Below are 15,524 nucleotides of genomic sequence, written 5' to 3'. Positions count from 1 at the left end.
CTATGTTAAGTCGTTTCTTTATTCAGAGACCTAAATTCGCGCTGGTTATTTCGATCATATTAACGCTAGCCGGCGCGATCTCACTGGCGATTTTGCCAGTGGCGGAGTACCCACAGATAAGTCCGCCATCAGTCAGCGTTTCGGCATACTACACCGGTGCGAGTGCGGAAGTTGTCGAGCAGGCCATTGCTGACCCCATAGAGACCTCAGTCAACGGCGTTGAGGATATGATATACATGTCTTCAAAGAGCGCGAACGATGGCTCTTACAGCCTAAACGTCACGTTTGATGTCGGCACCGATCCAGATATGGCGCAAGTTAACGTGCAAAACCGCGTGTCACAGATTGAGTCAAAACTGCCTCAAGAAGTTCGCATGGTTGGTGTGACGGTGAAAAAGCGTTCACCTGACTTGCTGATGGTACTTAACTTCTATTCACCTGATGGCAAATACGATGATCAGTTCTTGATTAACTACATTAACTTGAATGTAAAAGATCAGTTGGCTCGTGCGAAAGGTATCAGTGAAGTTAACGTGATTGGTGGTGGCGAATACGCAATGCGTGTTTGGTTAGATCCTGAAAAAATGGCCAACCTTAAGCTAACCACGTCAGACGTATACGCCGCTTTGGCTGAACAGAACGTTCAAGTTGCGGCAGGGCGTGTAGGTGCAGCACCATACAACAATCCGCAAGAAGTTCAGTTTAACCTTGTGACCAAAGGTCGCTTGGAAAGCGTGAATGAGTTTGAGAACGTAGTCCTTCGAGCTAATCCCAATGGCTCTACGGTTTATCTGAAAGATGTTGCTCGCGTTGAACTAGGCAAAAAGTTCTACGATGGTAACGGTAAGTTCCGTGGCCAGGACGCGTCAATCGTTGCGTTGTCTCTTCAATCGGATGCGAATGCGTTAGAAAGTGGTCAGGCCGTCATGGAGCTCCTTGAAGGCTTGAGCAAAAACTTCCCAGAGGGAATGGAATACGAGACCAGCTACGATACAACCGTGTTCGTATCTGAATCGATCAAAGGGGTAGTAAAAACACTGATTGAAGCGATTCTATTGGTGATTGCTGTAACTTACTTGTTCTTGGGTAGTGCGCGTGCAACGTTGATTCCTGTTGTCGCGATCCCCGTTTCTCTGATTGGTACGTTTGCCATCATGCAGGCAACGGGCTTCACCATTAATACGGTTACTTTGTTTGGCTTGATCCTTGCGATTGGTATCGTGGTGGACGATGCGATTCTGGTTATCGAAAACGTCGATACTACCATGGCGAAAGACCCAACCATCTCACCGCGTAAAGCGACGTTGCTAGCGATGAAAGAAGTAACGGGCCCAATCATCACGTCGACCTTGGTTCTACTTGCGGTATTCATACCCGTCGCCATGCTGCCAGGTATCACCGGTATCATGTATCGCCAGTTCGCTTTGACCATCTGTATTTCGGTTGTGATTTCATCCATCAATGCATTGACGCTGTCTCCAGCACTTTGTTCTCTGGTATTGAAGCAGGGTGGGGGCAATACCGCTAACTGGTTCCAGGCTTTCAACCGAGGCTTAGAGCGCATCACTACGCGTTATGGCCAGATCGCTGGTTTCTTGGTGAAGAAGTCTTTACTGCTCGTGACGTTCTTTATAGTTGCTATCGCAGCGGTCACTTTCTTTGCGAAAACTACCTCTACAGCGTTTGTTCCTCAAGAAGATAAAGGCATTTTGCTGGTTAACGTACAGCTACCAGATTCAGCCTCTTTATCACGTACTGAAGAAGTCACCAATGATTTAATGAAAATGATCGGTGAAGAACCTGGTGTGGATGGTGTGACGGTTGCGAACGGTTACTCGTTTATGACAGGCGCAGCAGCATCAAACGGTGCTTCTGTATTTATCAAATTGCATGACTGGGATACTCGTAACTCGCTGCAAGGAGAGCACTCTGCTAATGCTATCGCGGCACGTATTAATGGGCGAGCGGCGACAGAGTTACCTCAAGCGGTTGTTTTTGCGATGGGACCACCGGCGGTTCCTGGTATGGGCGCTGCGTCTGGTTTTGAGTTTGTGCTTGAAGACACGCTAGGTCGAAGTCGTACCGATTTGTCGATGGTCATGGGAGAAATGATCCAAACGGCTAACCAAGCGCCTGAAATTGCCTACACGTTTAGCACGTTCCGCGCGAATGTTCCGCACTACTACGTTGATATCGATCGTGAGAAAGCGCAGCAATTAGGTATTTCGCTGTCGTCTATTTTCCAAACCTTGCAAGGCAACTTAGGTTCGCTTTATGTGAATGACTTCACCATGTTTGGTAAGAACTTCCGCGTAACCATGCAAGCTGATAGCCAGCACCGTAGCAGCATGGAAGATCTAGAGCGTTTCCATGTTCGTTCTTCGAACGGTGATATGGTTCCGTTAAGTACGCTAGTGAGCTACGAGCAAGTGTTTGAGCCTGATGTGGCATGGCGTTACAACATGTACCGCAGTGCTATCATTCAAGGCCAACCAGCTCCGGGTTACTCTAGTGGTGATGCGATTGCCGCAATGGAACGCGTTGCTGCTGAAGTTCTTCCGCAAGGGTATACGTATGAATGGACAGGTATGGCTTATCAGGAAGTGCTTGCGGGCAACCAAGCCATTTATGCGTTTGCGCTGGCTTTGATATTCATTTACTTGTTTATGGTGGCTCAGTATGAGAGTTGGAGTATTCCACTGGCTATTATTTTGGTGGTCCCAGTAGCAACGTTAGGTTCCTTCCTTGCGTTGAATCTAACTGGCACGCCGCTTAACTTGTATGCCCAAATTGGTCTTGTCTTGCTCATAGCCTTGGCGGCGAAAAACGCAATTTTGATTGTGGAGTTCGCCAAGCAAGAGCGTGAAGAAAAAGATGCTGATATCGATAGTGCAGCGGTTAAAGGAGGCACGTTACGTTTCCGCGCTGTGAATATGACATCTTGGTCATTTATCCTGGGTATCTTCCCGCTTATCTTTGCCGCTGGTGCGGGGCACGTGAGTCAAAACTCACTCGGCGTGTCGCTGATTGGTGGTCTATTGTGTGTGCTTCTAGCAGGTACATTCTTGATCCCAGGCTTCTACGCCCTGGTGCAAAGACAGCGTGAGAAAGTTCATGGCGGCAACACCAAGCTGGTTCCTCTTGATGATGAATAATCACATCCGAAGTGCGCAGTAAGCACGAAGTGACAATTGAAAAAAAGCCCGAAGCAATGATTGCCTCGGGCTTTCTATTTTGAAAAAGGGTTATTTTAGCGCAGTTTTGAATTGTGCAACGGCTTCATCCATATCATGAGCTTGAGCAGAGACAGAGTTCACTTCGTGCAAGCATTCCTGAGCGGATTGCATGTTATTCTCAGATATTGCGTTTAGCTCGGTGATTGAACCGCTAACTTGGTTCATAACGATACCTTGTTCTTCAATTGCTGAAGCTATGCGCTCCGAATTAGCTTGAATTGAATGCATGTCAGTGATGATCTGCTGCAGGCTAGAATCCAGTTTTTCAGAAGCATTAAGTGTTTGTTGCCCTTGATCGTTACATTGATCAATATCAGCAACAACTGTAGACATTTGAGTTTGAATATCTGCAACGACCCGCGTGATTTCCTCTGTGGATTGATGAGTTCGGCTAGCTAGGGCGCGTACTTCATCGGCAACAACTGCAAACCCGCGGCCTTGTTCGCCTGCTCGCGCGGCTTCAATTGCTGCGTTGAGAGCTAGTAGGTTGGTTTGCTCTGCAATTTCTTGGATGATGTTCACGGCACCACCAATTTTATCTACATGCTGATTCAGCGAGCCAATCGACTGCTGGCTGTTTGATAAAATCGTGGTTAGTTGACCGATGTTGGTTACCGTCGCCTCAACAACTCCTCGACCTTGTTCGGCATTATTCGCTGCCTGATGTACGCCTTCTACCGCAACTGATGTGCTTTCAGAGATTTCACCTATTGTGGCAACCATTTGCTGAACTGCCGTCGCCATTGATGCAGTGTGGTCAGTTTGAGTGTGGAATTGCTCCATAACGCCTTCTAACTCACGATGCATATTATCGGTACTTGCAGTGAGTTGCGCCGATTTTTCTTGGGTACTGCTAATTAGATGCTCAAGCTTATCCAATAGGTCATTGAGGTGATGACTGATATCAAATAGCTCGTCTTGACCTTTCAAATCAGATCGAAGTCCCATGTTGTTCGTTTCGCTGATACTTCGAATGGTGCCAAGTAAGCTATTCACTCGCGTATTGATTGAACGTGAAATTTGCCAAATCAATGCGAAAATAACGACTAAGATCAGAGCTGTAATGACCTGCTTGATGGTCGACATTTGTTCATCACGTTGTGCGGCAGCAGAGCTAAGGGCTGTGGAAAAGGTTTCAAATTGCTCTTCTACGGCATGAGATAATGCGCGAGTTTCACCGAGTAGGCCTTTGTCATAAGCAACCCCAACAACTTGCTTTTGGGCCGCCAATTGCTTACCTGTTTTGATAAGCTCCGGAGCATATTGTCCATCAAGCAAGTCACTATTGAATAGTCCTGCTTTTACCGCAGAGTCAAAACGGACTAATGCCAATAACTGCTGGTGGTCTGAACGTTGTTTTGCTTCTAATAGTGCTTGTTCGTAACCAGCGAGAAGCCCACTCTTTGAATCAAGCCCGTATCGTTGGTAAGCGCTGACCAGATTCTGAAAGCCCCTTTGGTATGCGAGCAAGTCTTGCTTAAATTGTTGACTGGAAGGTAATTCATTACTCTTGAGTATGTTCGCAAGCTCTTTTTCTGTGTCTATAAACTTGTCAACATTGGCGTCAAACTTATTTAGATATTTGTCATTACTACGTAGTAGGAAATCTTTTTCATTTCTGCGTAAGTTTAGTAAGCGTATTTCTAGATCACCAACGAGTTTGATGGCGTGATTAAGGTCATTGCTCTTATTTTCAAAATGGGATGACGTACCCAAAAGGGCTACGATGCCTAAAATGGCGATAACTCCGAGGAAGTAGAGTTTTTGCCTAATAGTCATATTGTTGTTTCCTGAATAAGTAACTAAAAAGAGAAATCCAATGAGATTTCCAAGGGCTAGCAAACGTTGTTCAACTAACATGTCGAGAAAACGACATGCACTAATACAGCACTTTTTTACGTTGCTGTTTTTTCGCTCCGTGCTTGTTTTTTGTATCAAGTCGTCGGCGTTGAGAAGCGCGGGTTGGTTTCGTTTTAATACGCTTCTTCTCCTGTAAAGCGGCAGCTTTTATCAATGCTTGAAGCCGATTTAGGGCGTCTTCCTTATTTTGTTCTTGTGTCCGAAATTGTTGCGCTTTGATGATGATCACGCCATCTTTACTTATACGACTATCAGAAAGTGCAAGTAATCGCTCTTTGTAAAAGTCAGGTAAGCTTGAATGCCGGATATCAAAGCGCAGGTGTATAGCGGACGCTACCTTGTTAACGTTCTGGCCACCATTCCCTTGAGCTCTAATTGGGGATAATTGAATTTCCCACTCTTGAATTGTGACGGAGTTCGAAATTTTGAGCATGATAAGTAAATGCCGGTAAGGACGATTGAAAGAGCTGATAAATTAACATTACAGATGCACAAATAGAAGAAAAGACATGAGCACGATTGATTTTAGACCCTATGAAGGATTCATATTTGATATGGATGGTACTCTAATCGATACCATGCCAGCCCACTTGGCAGCTTGGCAAGCAACTGCTGAGCGTTTTGATTTTCCGTTTTGTCAGGAGTGGTTTCACAGTTTAGGAGGGATGCCGAGCTTTAAAATTGTTGAGGAACTAAATCGTGTGCATGAGCTTTCATTAGATCCTAAAACTGTCGCGACATTTAAAATGGAAACATTCGCTGCTATGGAGCTTCATGGTGACGTTATTCCTTGCACGAACATCGTGTTAGAGGAATATTTAGGCCATAAGAAAATTGCAGTCGGGACTGGCAGCCAACGAGAAAGTGCCATGCGCTTATTAAGTCATGCAGGTTTATTAGACAAGTTGGATGTTGTAGTAACCGCGAGTGATGTAGAGAACCATAAACCCTTTCCAGATACCTTTTTGGTGGCCGCGCAACAACTCGGCGTGGAGGCGTCACAGTGTCTTGTGTTCGAGGATACTGAGTTGGGGAAGCGAGCGGCGCATGCAGCTGGTATGGATTGCGTTATGGTGCAAGATAATGAGTTGATCTTTTTCCCAAAACCATAGTGGCAATATCCCTTAATATGAGATCAAAATGGGGTGCAAATGCACCCCATTAATTTTTACCACATCATCGATCATGAATCATAGATGCTTATTCTGGTTGAACTAGCTCTTGGTATTCAAATGAAGGTACCACAACTTCTACGCGACGGTTTTTCTCACGACCTTCGCGAGTGCTGTTGTCAGCAACTGGGTTTTCTTCACCCATACCTTTAACTGTCAAACGATCTGAACCAATGCCAGCTGCGGTTAGGTAATCAGCAACAGATTGAGCACGACGCTCAGACAGTTTTTGGTTGTATGCCGCAGGGCCTGAGCTATCCGTGTAACCAGTAATCTCTACTTGAGCTTGAGGATATTCGTTCAAGAATGAAACAAAGTTGTCCAGACGTTCAGAAACGGACTCTGTTAACTTAGCACTATCGAATTCAAACGTACCTGTACCGTACTCTTCTTTGTGCACCTTGCTCATCATCACTGGTTCTGGATCTGGCTCGATCACTTCTTCCGTTACAACTGCTGCAACAACTGGAGCTGCTGCGAATTTGTAGTTAACACCGATACCAAAGAAGTTAGCATCCATGTCGTCCCACACGTCGTCAGACATATCTTGGTAGCGTTGGTATTCAGCGCGAACACTCCAGTTTCTATCGATCGAGTATTCAGCACCCAAAGAACCTGTTGGGACAAAGTCTGTTTCGTCATCAGACATCATGTAAGCACCACCGATCTTAGCAAATAGATTCCAAGAGTCGTTTAAGTGCCAGTTGAATTTAGGTGCAAGTGTTAAAGCCGTTAGATTGCCGTCAATCGTATTAATCGTATTAGCCCCTGACCTAGAGTTTCCTTCATAGTCGCCTAAGAAGTCTACGCCGTACTCTAGCCCGATGATATCGGTAAAGTCATAACCGATATGTAGTCCTGCACCGAACGCTTCATCATCACAAGGGCTATTTAGATAGCAAGCGTCGTCAAGTGTAGTCATGCCCACTTTGCCCCCGATGTACATTTCAGCTTGAGCAGAGTTTAAAAGCGCGCTACTACCAGCTACCACTGCTGCTACTGCAATTGCTACTTTGTTCATAATGTTTCCTTGTATTGATTGCATATTAACTTCTACTTCGTTTTATCAAAAAATTAGAAAAAACCAGCGTTTATAAGAAATTAGTTTAATATTCTAATCATTTCATATCAAGCAACAATATATTTGAACTTGATCAACATTTACTACCCAAAAATACCTCACAAACTTCTGATATTTCTTACATTGTAGTAAAGATTTTTTGGTGCATAAGAAAATTGATGATTATTTTGAACTTTTTTTCGTAAACTTTACTTTACATTGTGCGCGGTGGTTAACAGGTGGTTTTTATTTGCATTTATTTGCAAAAACTGATTGCAAGTCTACGCCTAAGCCGATAAGTTACTTAGACGCTAGACAGAAAATGACCACAGCCCTTGATGCTGCTCGCTTTGTGAACAATGTTGCAATGAGTTCAGTTGGTAAAAATGGGGTCGGAAATAAAACCAGGAAGTAGAAGTAATGTTTCAAACTGATGATGTAAGAATAAATAGAGTAAAAGAGTTATTGCCACCTGTTGCAGTATTAGAGAAGTTCCCAGCGACTGAAACCGCTTCTTCGACCACTTTTGATTGCCGTAACGCCATTCACAATATTCTTGAAGGAAAAGACGATCGATTACTCGTGATCGTTGGCCCGTGTTCTATTCACGATCCGGCTGCCGCGGTTGAGTACGGTAAAAAGCTAAAAGTACTACGTGATGAACTGGGCGAGCAGCTTGAGGTTGTTATGCGAGTTTATTTTGAAAAGCCGCGTACGACCGTTGGTTGGAAAGGCCTTATCAATGACCCTTACTTAAATGACACCTATAAGCTAAATGATGGTCTACGTATCGGACGTAAACTTCTTCTTGATCTAACCGATATGGGCTTGCCAACGGCAAGTGAATTCTTAGATATGATCACACCTCAGTACGTGGCGGATTTGATCAGTTGGGGCGCTATCGGTGCTCGTACGACAGAATCTCAGGTTCACCGCGAGCTAGCTTCTGGTCTTTCTTGTCCTGTAGGTTTCAAAAACGGTACAGACGGGAATATTAAAATAGCGAGCGACGCGATTCGTTCTGCAAGCGCTTCCCATCACTTCCTTTCAGTAACAAAATACGGTCATTCCGCGATCGTAGAAACCGCTGGTAATCCAGACTGCCATATTATTCTACGTGGCGGTAAAGAACCAAACTACAGTGCAGCACATGTAGCTCAAATTAAAGATGAGCTGGACACTGCAGGTCTACCGAAAAAAGTGATGATTGATTTTAGCCATGCTAACAGCTCGAAGCAGTTCAAGCGTCAAATGCTGGTGTCTGATGATGTATCCGAGCAAATCTCTGCTGGCGAAGAAGCCATTTTTGGAGTGATGATCGAGTCTCATTTAGTTGAAGGTCGCCAAGACTTAGTGGATGGTAAAGCAGCCACTTATGGTCAGTCGATTACTGATGCATGTATTGGTTGGGAAGATACGGAAACGGTACTTCGTCAGCTTTCTGATGCAGTAAAAGCGCGCCGCAACAAGTAAACTCAACAGAAAAACTTTTTTTAAAAGTGAATAGTGAAGAGCCAGAGGTACTATGCCTCTGGCTCTTTTTGTTGAGAATTACTCTCATATCTTTCTATTGCTTCTGCTTTCCTATATGTTATCTGTATACGTTGTAACCAAAAGGAATTTGGAATTGAATCGTAATGTATGGCTTCTATCCCTCTGCCAAGCCTTATTAATGACAGGGAATATTTTACTCATATCTGTTATTGCCCTTATTGGCAAAACACTTGCGCCGTCATCAAGTTTTATCACATTACCAGTTGCACTGCAGTTTTTGGGACTGATGGCCGCGACAATTCCCGCGTCGCTAATTATGGGCAAGTTAGGGCGTCGCCTTGGTTTTAGCCTTGGTAATGTCATTGGCATTTTGGGTGCTAGTCTAGCGACGTATGCATTAAGTCAACAAAACTTCTATCTGTTCTGCATGTCTACGTTTTTGCTTGGTGTTGGTATAGGTTTCGGTACTCTATACAGGTTTGCTGCCATTGAAGTGTGTGAAGAGTCGGCAAGGCATAGGGCGATTTCGATATCTATGGCGGGTGGGGTGTTAGCGGCGATCCTTGGACCTAATTTGGCGGTGTACTCACAGCAGTGGTCAGGTGATGGCTTATACATTAGTGCATTTGCTGTGCTTGTCGTGCTTTATATAACCGCGTTGGTTGTGCTACAAACCATTCGTTTTCCACCTGCACACACGCAGGCGCTACACGCTAAGGCGGATAAGCTGAGACTGATTATTCGTCGACCTAATTTCATGCTGGCCGTTATCGCGGCAATGGTTGCGTACGCGGTGATGAACATTTTAATGACAGCAACTCCTTTAGCGATGATTGGTTGTGGCTTTGATTTTGATAAAGCGGCAGGAGTGATCGAATGGCACGTGTTGGGTATGTTTGCACCTGCGTTTGTCACGGGCCGTCTGATAGAGCGGTTTGGCGCTAAGAATATGATTTTGGCGGGTGGATTGCTATTTGTTGCTTGTATTGGAATTAATATACATGGAGTGTCTATCTGGCATTTTAGTCTTGCTTTAATCCTGTTAGGAATAGGGTGGAACTTTATGTTTATCGCAGCAACCGGGCTGTTTAGTCAAAGCTATGAAGCGAAAAACAGAAGCAAGGCTCAAGCGTTTAATGAATTCTTCGTGTTCAGTTGTGTCACCATCACCGCATTACTATCTGGTTGGCTTGAGTCTACCGTAGGTTGGCAGAATCTTAATTTGTATGTTCTTCCATTTGTGTTACTCGTTATCGCGATGTTTGCGTTAAAAACGAATAAAAAGCCAGAATCACAAACCGCTTAATTAAGGCTTAATATATAACCCGGCCGATCGTGTCGGGTTTGTTTATTAGCTCAAATCAACAATCTCTTCTTTATGTTTTTATCGATAATGTGAATTCCCACAATAAAAATGTCGATTTGATAAGACTTTTTATCTAACTTTTTGTAATAAAAATAAAAATCCTGTATATATCTTGCCGAAAATCAATAAAAACTAAAGAAGTTTCGTCTATGTCAGCCAATATTTCTCATAAAGCTCAAGAAACTCTCGTGAGGGAGTCTGAGGAACTCGTCTCAACAACGAACTTACAAGGTGTTATTACATATTGTAATGAAGCCTTTTGCCGCGTTGCTGAATACACTCACGAAGAACTTGTCGGTCAGAACCACAATATAGTTCGTCATAATGATATGCCTAAAGCCGCTTTCGGTGACATGTGGGCACGCCTTAAACAAGGTAAAGCCTGGCGTGGAATGGTTAAGAATGCCACTAAGTCTGGCGGTTACTATTGGGTTGATGCTTATGTCACCCCTATCTACGAAGACAACCATGTTGTTGGGTATCAATCAGTGCGCGTGAAACCAAAGCGAGAGTGGGTTGATATTGCGACAAAAGCCTACAAAAGCATGCGTGCTGCAGAGAAGTCTGGTCGAACTTGGTCGTTGAAAATCAATGAAACCATTCGCTATGCGATTCTACTTGGTGCACTAACCGCACCTGCAACCGCATATGCGTTGTCTGTTGAAGGGCCGTTGGCTTGGCTTGCAAGTGCGTTACCTGCAAGTGTTCTGGCTCTGTTATTCCGCCAAGAGTTAATTGATACACCTCAGCAACTTAAAAAGTTACAAAAGCAATATGACAGCGTAAGTCGCTTGATCTATTCCGGTAACACGGCATTTTCGATTGCCGATTTCCATATCAAAATGCTATCCGCAAGAATTCGAACCGTGTTAGGAAGAATGACTGACTCCGCATTGCCTTTGCAGCATTGCGCCGAAGAGCTCAGTCAAACAACGGCAGAAGTCTCGGCTGCATTAAATCAGCAAAATACCGATATTCATCGTGTGCGAGATGCTACCCAAGAGGTGGAGTCGTCGGCAAATTCGGTTTCTTCGAGTACCAATGATGCCCATATGTTGATTGATGATACATTGAAGTCATGCTTGATGGCGAAGGAGACCATTGATCAAACGCACACCAATCTAGCGCAATTAAGCCTTCAAGCTGAAAAAGCGACGGAAACGACGTATCAACTGAGTGATCAGGCGCAGAAGGTGAACCATTTGATGGAAGAGATTGGTGGGATCGCAGAGCAAACCAATTTACTGGCACTTAACGCGGCGATTGAAGCAGCAAGGGCAGGGGAGCAAGGTCGTGGTTTTGCTGTTGTAGCTGATGAGGTCCGCGCGCTTTCTGGGCGTACATCCAATGCAACTGAACAAATCCAAGCTTCTATCTCCACTATGTTGGCAACGATTCAAAGTTGGCAGAAAGATATTCTGGCAAACAAAGAGCAAACCGATGCCTGTTCTCAAGTAGCAGAACAAAGCGCGTTGCGTTTGTCTGAAGTTGAACAGATGATGCAAACCATGAGTGGGCTGATGGTTGATGTAGCAGAAGCGGCGAATAACCAGTTAAAGCTATCTAGTGATGTAAACCAGCACATTCATTCTATCGCTTCGACCGCAGAACAAAACTTGGCAGCAACACATTCAGTTGAGCAAAATAGCCGACAGTTGAAAGACCAAGTACAAGATTTCTATCAGCTCGCACTTCGATTTGAAGACAAATAGTCGTAACGAAAGTTGTGATGTTTATGCCCTGGCTGCGTTTATGCGAATAGGAGCCAGATAAAGAAAGCCCCGCCATTGCTGGTGGGGCTTTTCAGTTTTCACATTCGCAATAGAGAAAACTGACTATCTTTTTACTGCAATTACGCGAGTAGCTCTTTTGCTGTGTTCACTACGTTTTCAGTTGTGAAACCAAACATTTTGAATAGTTCGCCAGCTGGTGCAGATTCACCGAATGAAGTCATACCGATGATGCGACCGTCGAAGCCTACGTACTTGTACCAGAAGTCAGCAATACCTGCTTCAATTGCGATACGTGCTGTTACGTCTGATGGCAGTACAGCTTCACGGTAAGCGGCGTCTTGTTTGTCAAATGCGTCTGTTGATGGCATTGAAACAACGCGTACTTTCTTACCTTCAGCAGTTAGCTGTGCTGCTGCTTCTACTGCTAGTTCAACTTCAGAACCTGTTGCGATAAGGATTAGCTCAGGCTTGCCTTCGCAATCTTTCAGAATGTAAGCACCTTTCGCGATGTCTGCTACTTGTTCTGCTGTGCGCTCTTGTTGCGCAAGGTTTTGACGAGAGAAGATAAGTGCTGTCGGTGCATCTTTACGTTCAATCGCTAGTTTCCAAGCTACAGCGGACTCAACTTGGTCACATGGACGCCATGTGCTCATGTTTGGTGTTAGGCGTAGCGATGCCATTTGCTCAACTGGTTGGTGAGTTGGACCATCTTCGCCAAGACCGATAGAGTCATGCGTGTACACTTGGATGTTCTGAATTTTCATCAGCGCAGCCATACGCATTGCGTTACGTGCGTACTCCATGAACATTAGGAATGTTGCGCCGTAAGGAACGAAACCACCGTGTAGCGCGATACCGTTCATGATCGCTGTCATACCGAATTCACGTACGCCGTAGTGGATGTAGTTACCAGAGAAGTCGCTTGCTTCTAGAGACTTAGAACCAGACCACATTGTTAGGTTAGAAGGTGCTAGGTCAGCAGAACCACCCATGAACTCTGGTAGTAGAGCACCAAATGCTTCTAGAGCATTTTGAGACGCTTTACGTGATGCAATGTTTGCTGGGTTAGCTTGAAGATCAGCAATGATTTGGCTTGCTTTCTCTTCCCACTGTGCAGGAAGCTCACCGTTTACGCGGCGTTTAAATTCAGCTGCCAGCTCAGGGTACGCTGCTTCATAAGCTGCAAATTTCTCGTTCCACGCTGCTTCCTTAGCTGCGCCTGTTTCTTTCGCTGACCATTCTGCGTAGACTTCTTGCGGAATTTCAAAAGGACCGTGCTCCCAACCTAGTTCTTTGCGTGTTGCTGCGATTTCTTCTGCACCTAGTGGCGCACCGTGACAATCGTGTGAACCAGATTTGTTTGGTGAACCAAAACCGATGATAGTCTTAGTACAGATAAGTGTAGGACGTGGATCCGCTTTCGCCGCTTCAATTGCTGCGTTGATTGCGTCAGCATCGTGACCATCGACTGCAGGGATTACGTGCCAACCGTAAGCTTCGAAACGCTTAGGTGTGTCGTCAGAGAACCAACCTTCAACGTGACCGTCGATAGAGATGCCGTTGTCATCCCAGAACGCGATCAGCTTGCCTAGACCTAGAGTACCTGCGAGAGAACATGCCTCGTGCGAAATACCTTCCATCAGACAGCCGTCGCCCATGAACACGTAAGTGAAGTGGTCAACGATGTCGTGGCCTTCTTTGTTGAACTGTGCTGCTAGCGCTTTTTCAGCTAGAGCCATACCAACCGCGTTAGTGATGCCTTGACCTAGCGGACCCGTTGTGGTCTCGATACCTGGCGCGTAACCATACTCTGGGTGACCAGGAGTTTTAGAGTGAAGCTGACGGAAGTTTTTCAGATCGTCGATAGACAACTCGTAACCTGCAAGGTGCAGTAGAGAGTAAATCAGCATTGAGCCGTGGCCGTTAGACAGTACGAAACGGTCGCGGTCTGCCCACTCAGGGTTTGATGGGTTGTGGTTTAGATGAGAGCGCCAAAGAACTTCAGCGATGTCAGCCATACCCATAGGTGCACCTGGGTGACCAGAGTTAGCTTGTTGAACACCATCCATGCTTAGCGCACGGATTGCATTTGCTAGATGTTTACGATCCATAGTGATTACTTCTCGATATTTGATTTAAATAGAGGGAACTCGCCGAAACAAGTTCAAATAGAATTTTTTGAAAATAGTGCTGATGGTAAAAGCGAGTAGACGGGCTACTCGCTTTTGGTAAGCAATTAAAGCTTAGCTTCGATCATCGCTTCTAGTTTGCCTTGGTCAACGGCGAAGTTGCGGATACCTTCAGCCAGCTTCTCAACAGCCATTGGGTCTTGGTTATGTTCCCATAGGAACTCAGCGTGAGTCATTGGTGCTGGACGCTCAGCTGCGCCTTTAGAATCAACTAGTTTCTCAACTACTTCACCCTCAGCTGCTTCTAGTTCTGCAAGTAGAGCAGGAGCGATAGTTAGACGGTCACAACCAGCTAGTTCTAAGATCTCACCGATGTTACGGAAGCTTGCGCCCATAACTACAGTTTTGTAGCCGTATTCTTTGTAGTAGTTGTAGATCTTAGTTACAGATAGTACGCCTGGATCTTCTTGAGCTTCGAAGTCACGGCCTTCTTTCGCTTTGTACCAGTCCATGATACGACCAACGAATGGCGAGATTAGGAATACACCCGCTTCTGCACAAGCACGTGCTTGAGCGAACGAGAATAGAAGCGTTAGGTTACAGTTGATGCCTTCTTTTTCTAGGATCTCAGCTGCGCGAATGCCTTCCCAAGTTGAAGCCAGTTTGATAAGGATACGGTCGTTAGTGATGCCAGCATCGTTGTACATTTTCACTAGTTGACGAGCTTTCGCTACGCTGCCTTCCATATCGTAAGATAGACGAGCGTCTACTTCTGTAGAGATACGACCTGGGATAGTTTTTAGGATTTCTTTACCGATGTTTACTGCAAGCATGTCACAAGTATCTTGAACTTGTTGAGCTTTGTCGTTGCTCTGTGCTTTAGCGTATTCGATTGAAGCATCGATTAGAGGTGCGTACTCTGCGATTTGAGCGGCTTTAAGGATAAGAGAAGGGTTAGTTGTTGCGTCTTCTGGCTGATACTTTTTAATTGCATCAATCTCGCCAGTGTCTGCTACTACAGTCGTTAGTTTACGAAGTTGCTCTAACTTGTTGCTCATAATCGATCATCCTATTTAAATGGGCTTAAGCGTGATTTTTGTTATCACAGCTTGTGCATTTGCAAGCGAGTTAGCTAACCGTCTCATCGCATTTAATGAGACATCTGCTCAGCCAACTACGGAAAATTTCGTTACCGAACAAATGCTATGAACATTTGATCGATAGCTGAGTAAATGATGTGTCCATATTTATCCTATCTATGCTGAAAGTCAATCGCTGAAATGGACTTATAGTGAACTTCATCAACGTTTTTTTACTGTGTGTTTAGTGGTTAACCCAAATAAACGTTTGCCCTTATTGTTCAAAGCTTGAGCGTTGTCCAAGAGGGTAAAAAATTGTAGTGAGAAAATGTTATTGCGATGAGCAAATGTAGCGTTTAAATTGATAAAGAACATATGCTAAGTCAATGAGCATA

At 44.9% G+C, this 15,524-nt stretch carries 10 protein-coding genes; 5 read left to right on the top strand and 5 right to left on the bottom strand.

The features are described 5' to 3' along the window. Nucleotides 1–2 precede the first annotated feature (2 nt). Nucleotides 3–3,155, top strand: a complete 3,153-nt coding sequence (gene vmeZ / locus R7P35_RS05850) for a multidrug efflux RND transporter permease subunit VmeZ (protein ID WP_172563733.1) — start codon at nucleotides 3–5, stop codon at nucleotides 3,153–3,155. 90 nt (nucleotides 3,156–3,245) lie between these two features. Here the strand turns inward: vmeZ and R7P35_RS05845 are convergent, their stop codons facing one another. Beyond that, nucleotides 3,246–5,015: a methyl-accepting chemotaxis protein gene (locus R7P35_RS05845; RefSeq protein ID WP_172563734.1), complete on the bottom strand. Its 1,770-nt coding sequence runs from the start codon at nucleotides 5,013–5,015 to the stop codon at nucleotides 3,246–3,248. A 100-nt stretch (nucleotides 5,016–5,115) separates the two neighbouring features. Further along, nucleotides 5,116–5,529, bottom strand: coding sequence for an alternative ribosome rescue aminoacyl-tRNA hydrolase ArfB (gene arfB / locus R7P35_RS05840; RefSeq protein ID WP_017635196.1), 414 nt, complete (start codon nucleotides 5,527–5,529; stop codon nucleotides 5,116–5,118). A gap of 76 nt (nucleotides 5,530–5,605) precedes the next feature. On the opposite strand from arfB, the gene R7P35_RS05835 reads away from it, so the two are divergent. Further along, on the top strand, nucleotides 5,606–6,208 hold the full coding sequence (locus R7P35_RS05835) for a beta-phosphoglucomutase family hydrolase (RefSeq protein WP_172563735.1): 603 nt from the start codon (nucleotides 5,606–5,608) through the stop codon (nucleotides 6,206–6,208). An 88-nt stretch (nucleotides 6,209–6,296) separates the two neighbouring features. Here R7P35_RS05835 and R7P35_RS05830 read toward each other — a convergent pair whose 3' ends face one another. Then, on the bottom strand, nucleotides 6,297–7,289 hold the full coding sequence (locus R7P35_RS05830; protein ID WP_005373499.1) for an OmpA family protein: 993 nt from the start codon (nucleotides 7,287–7,289) through the stop codon (nucleotides 6,297–6,299). A gap of 459 nt (nucleotides 7,290–7,748) precedes the next feature. On the opposite strand from R7P35_RS05830, the gene aroG reads away from it, so the two are divergent. From aroG to R7P35_RS05815, 3 genes are all read left to right on the top strand, one after another. Then, on the top strand, nucleotides 7,749–8,801 hold the full coding sequence (aroG, locus tag R7P35_RS05825; protein ID WP_017635200.1) for a 3-deoxy-7-phosphoheptulonate synthase AroG: 1,053 nt from the start codon (nucleotides 7,749–7,751) through the stop codon (nucleotides 8,799–8,801). A 154-nt stretch (nucleotides 8,802–8,955) separates the two neighbouring features. Next, nucleotides 8,956–10,128, top strand: coding sequence for an MFS transporter (locus R7P35_RS05820; RefSeq protein WP_025767923.1), 1,173 nt, complete (start codon nucleotides 8,956–8,958; stop codon nucleotides 10,126–10,128). Between the two features lie 209 nt (nucleotides 10,129–10,337). Continuing rightward, the gene (locus tag R7P35_RS05815) at nucleotides 10,338–11,900 is read left to right on the top strand and encodes a methyl-accepting chemotaxis protein (protein ID WP_005389027.1); all 1,563 of its coding nucleotides are present in this window, start codon (nucleotides 10,338–10,340) and stop codon (nucleotides 11,898–11,900) included. A 140-nt stretch (nucleotides 11,901–12,040) separates the two neighbouring features. Here R7P35_RS05815 and tkt read toward each other — a convergent pair whose 3' ends face one another. Next, nucleotides 12,041–14,032 carry a transketolase gene (tkt, locus tag R7P35_RS05810; RefSeq protein WP_042522667.1) on the bottom strand — a complete coding sequence of 664 codons (1,992 nt, stop codon included), beginning with the start codon at nucleotides 14,030–14,032 and terminating at the stop codon, nucleotides 12,041–12,043. A gap of 125 nt (nucleotides 14,033–14,157) precedes the next feature. Beyond that, entirely contained in the window at nucleotides 14,158–15,108 is a 951-nt protein-coding gene (gene tal / locus R7P35_RS05805) for a transaldolase (protein WP_005373488.1), read from the bottom strand. Nucleotides 15,109–15,524 lie beyond the last annotated feature (416 nt).

The sequence above is a fragment of the Vibrio sp. Vb0304 genome, from assembly GCF_033338995.1.
GTDB classification, from domain to species: Bacteria; Pseudomonadota; Gammaproteobacteria; order Enterobacterales; family Vibrionaceae; genus Vibrio; species Vibrio alginolyticus.
The sequence above is the reverse complement of the archived record's forward strand: the minus strand, read 5'-3'. Positions and strand labels throughout refer to the sequence as shown.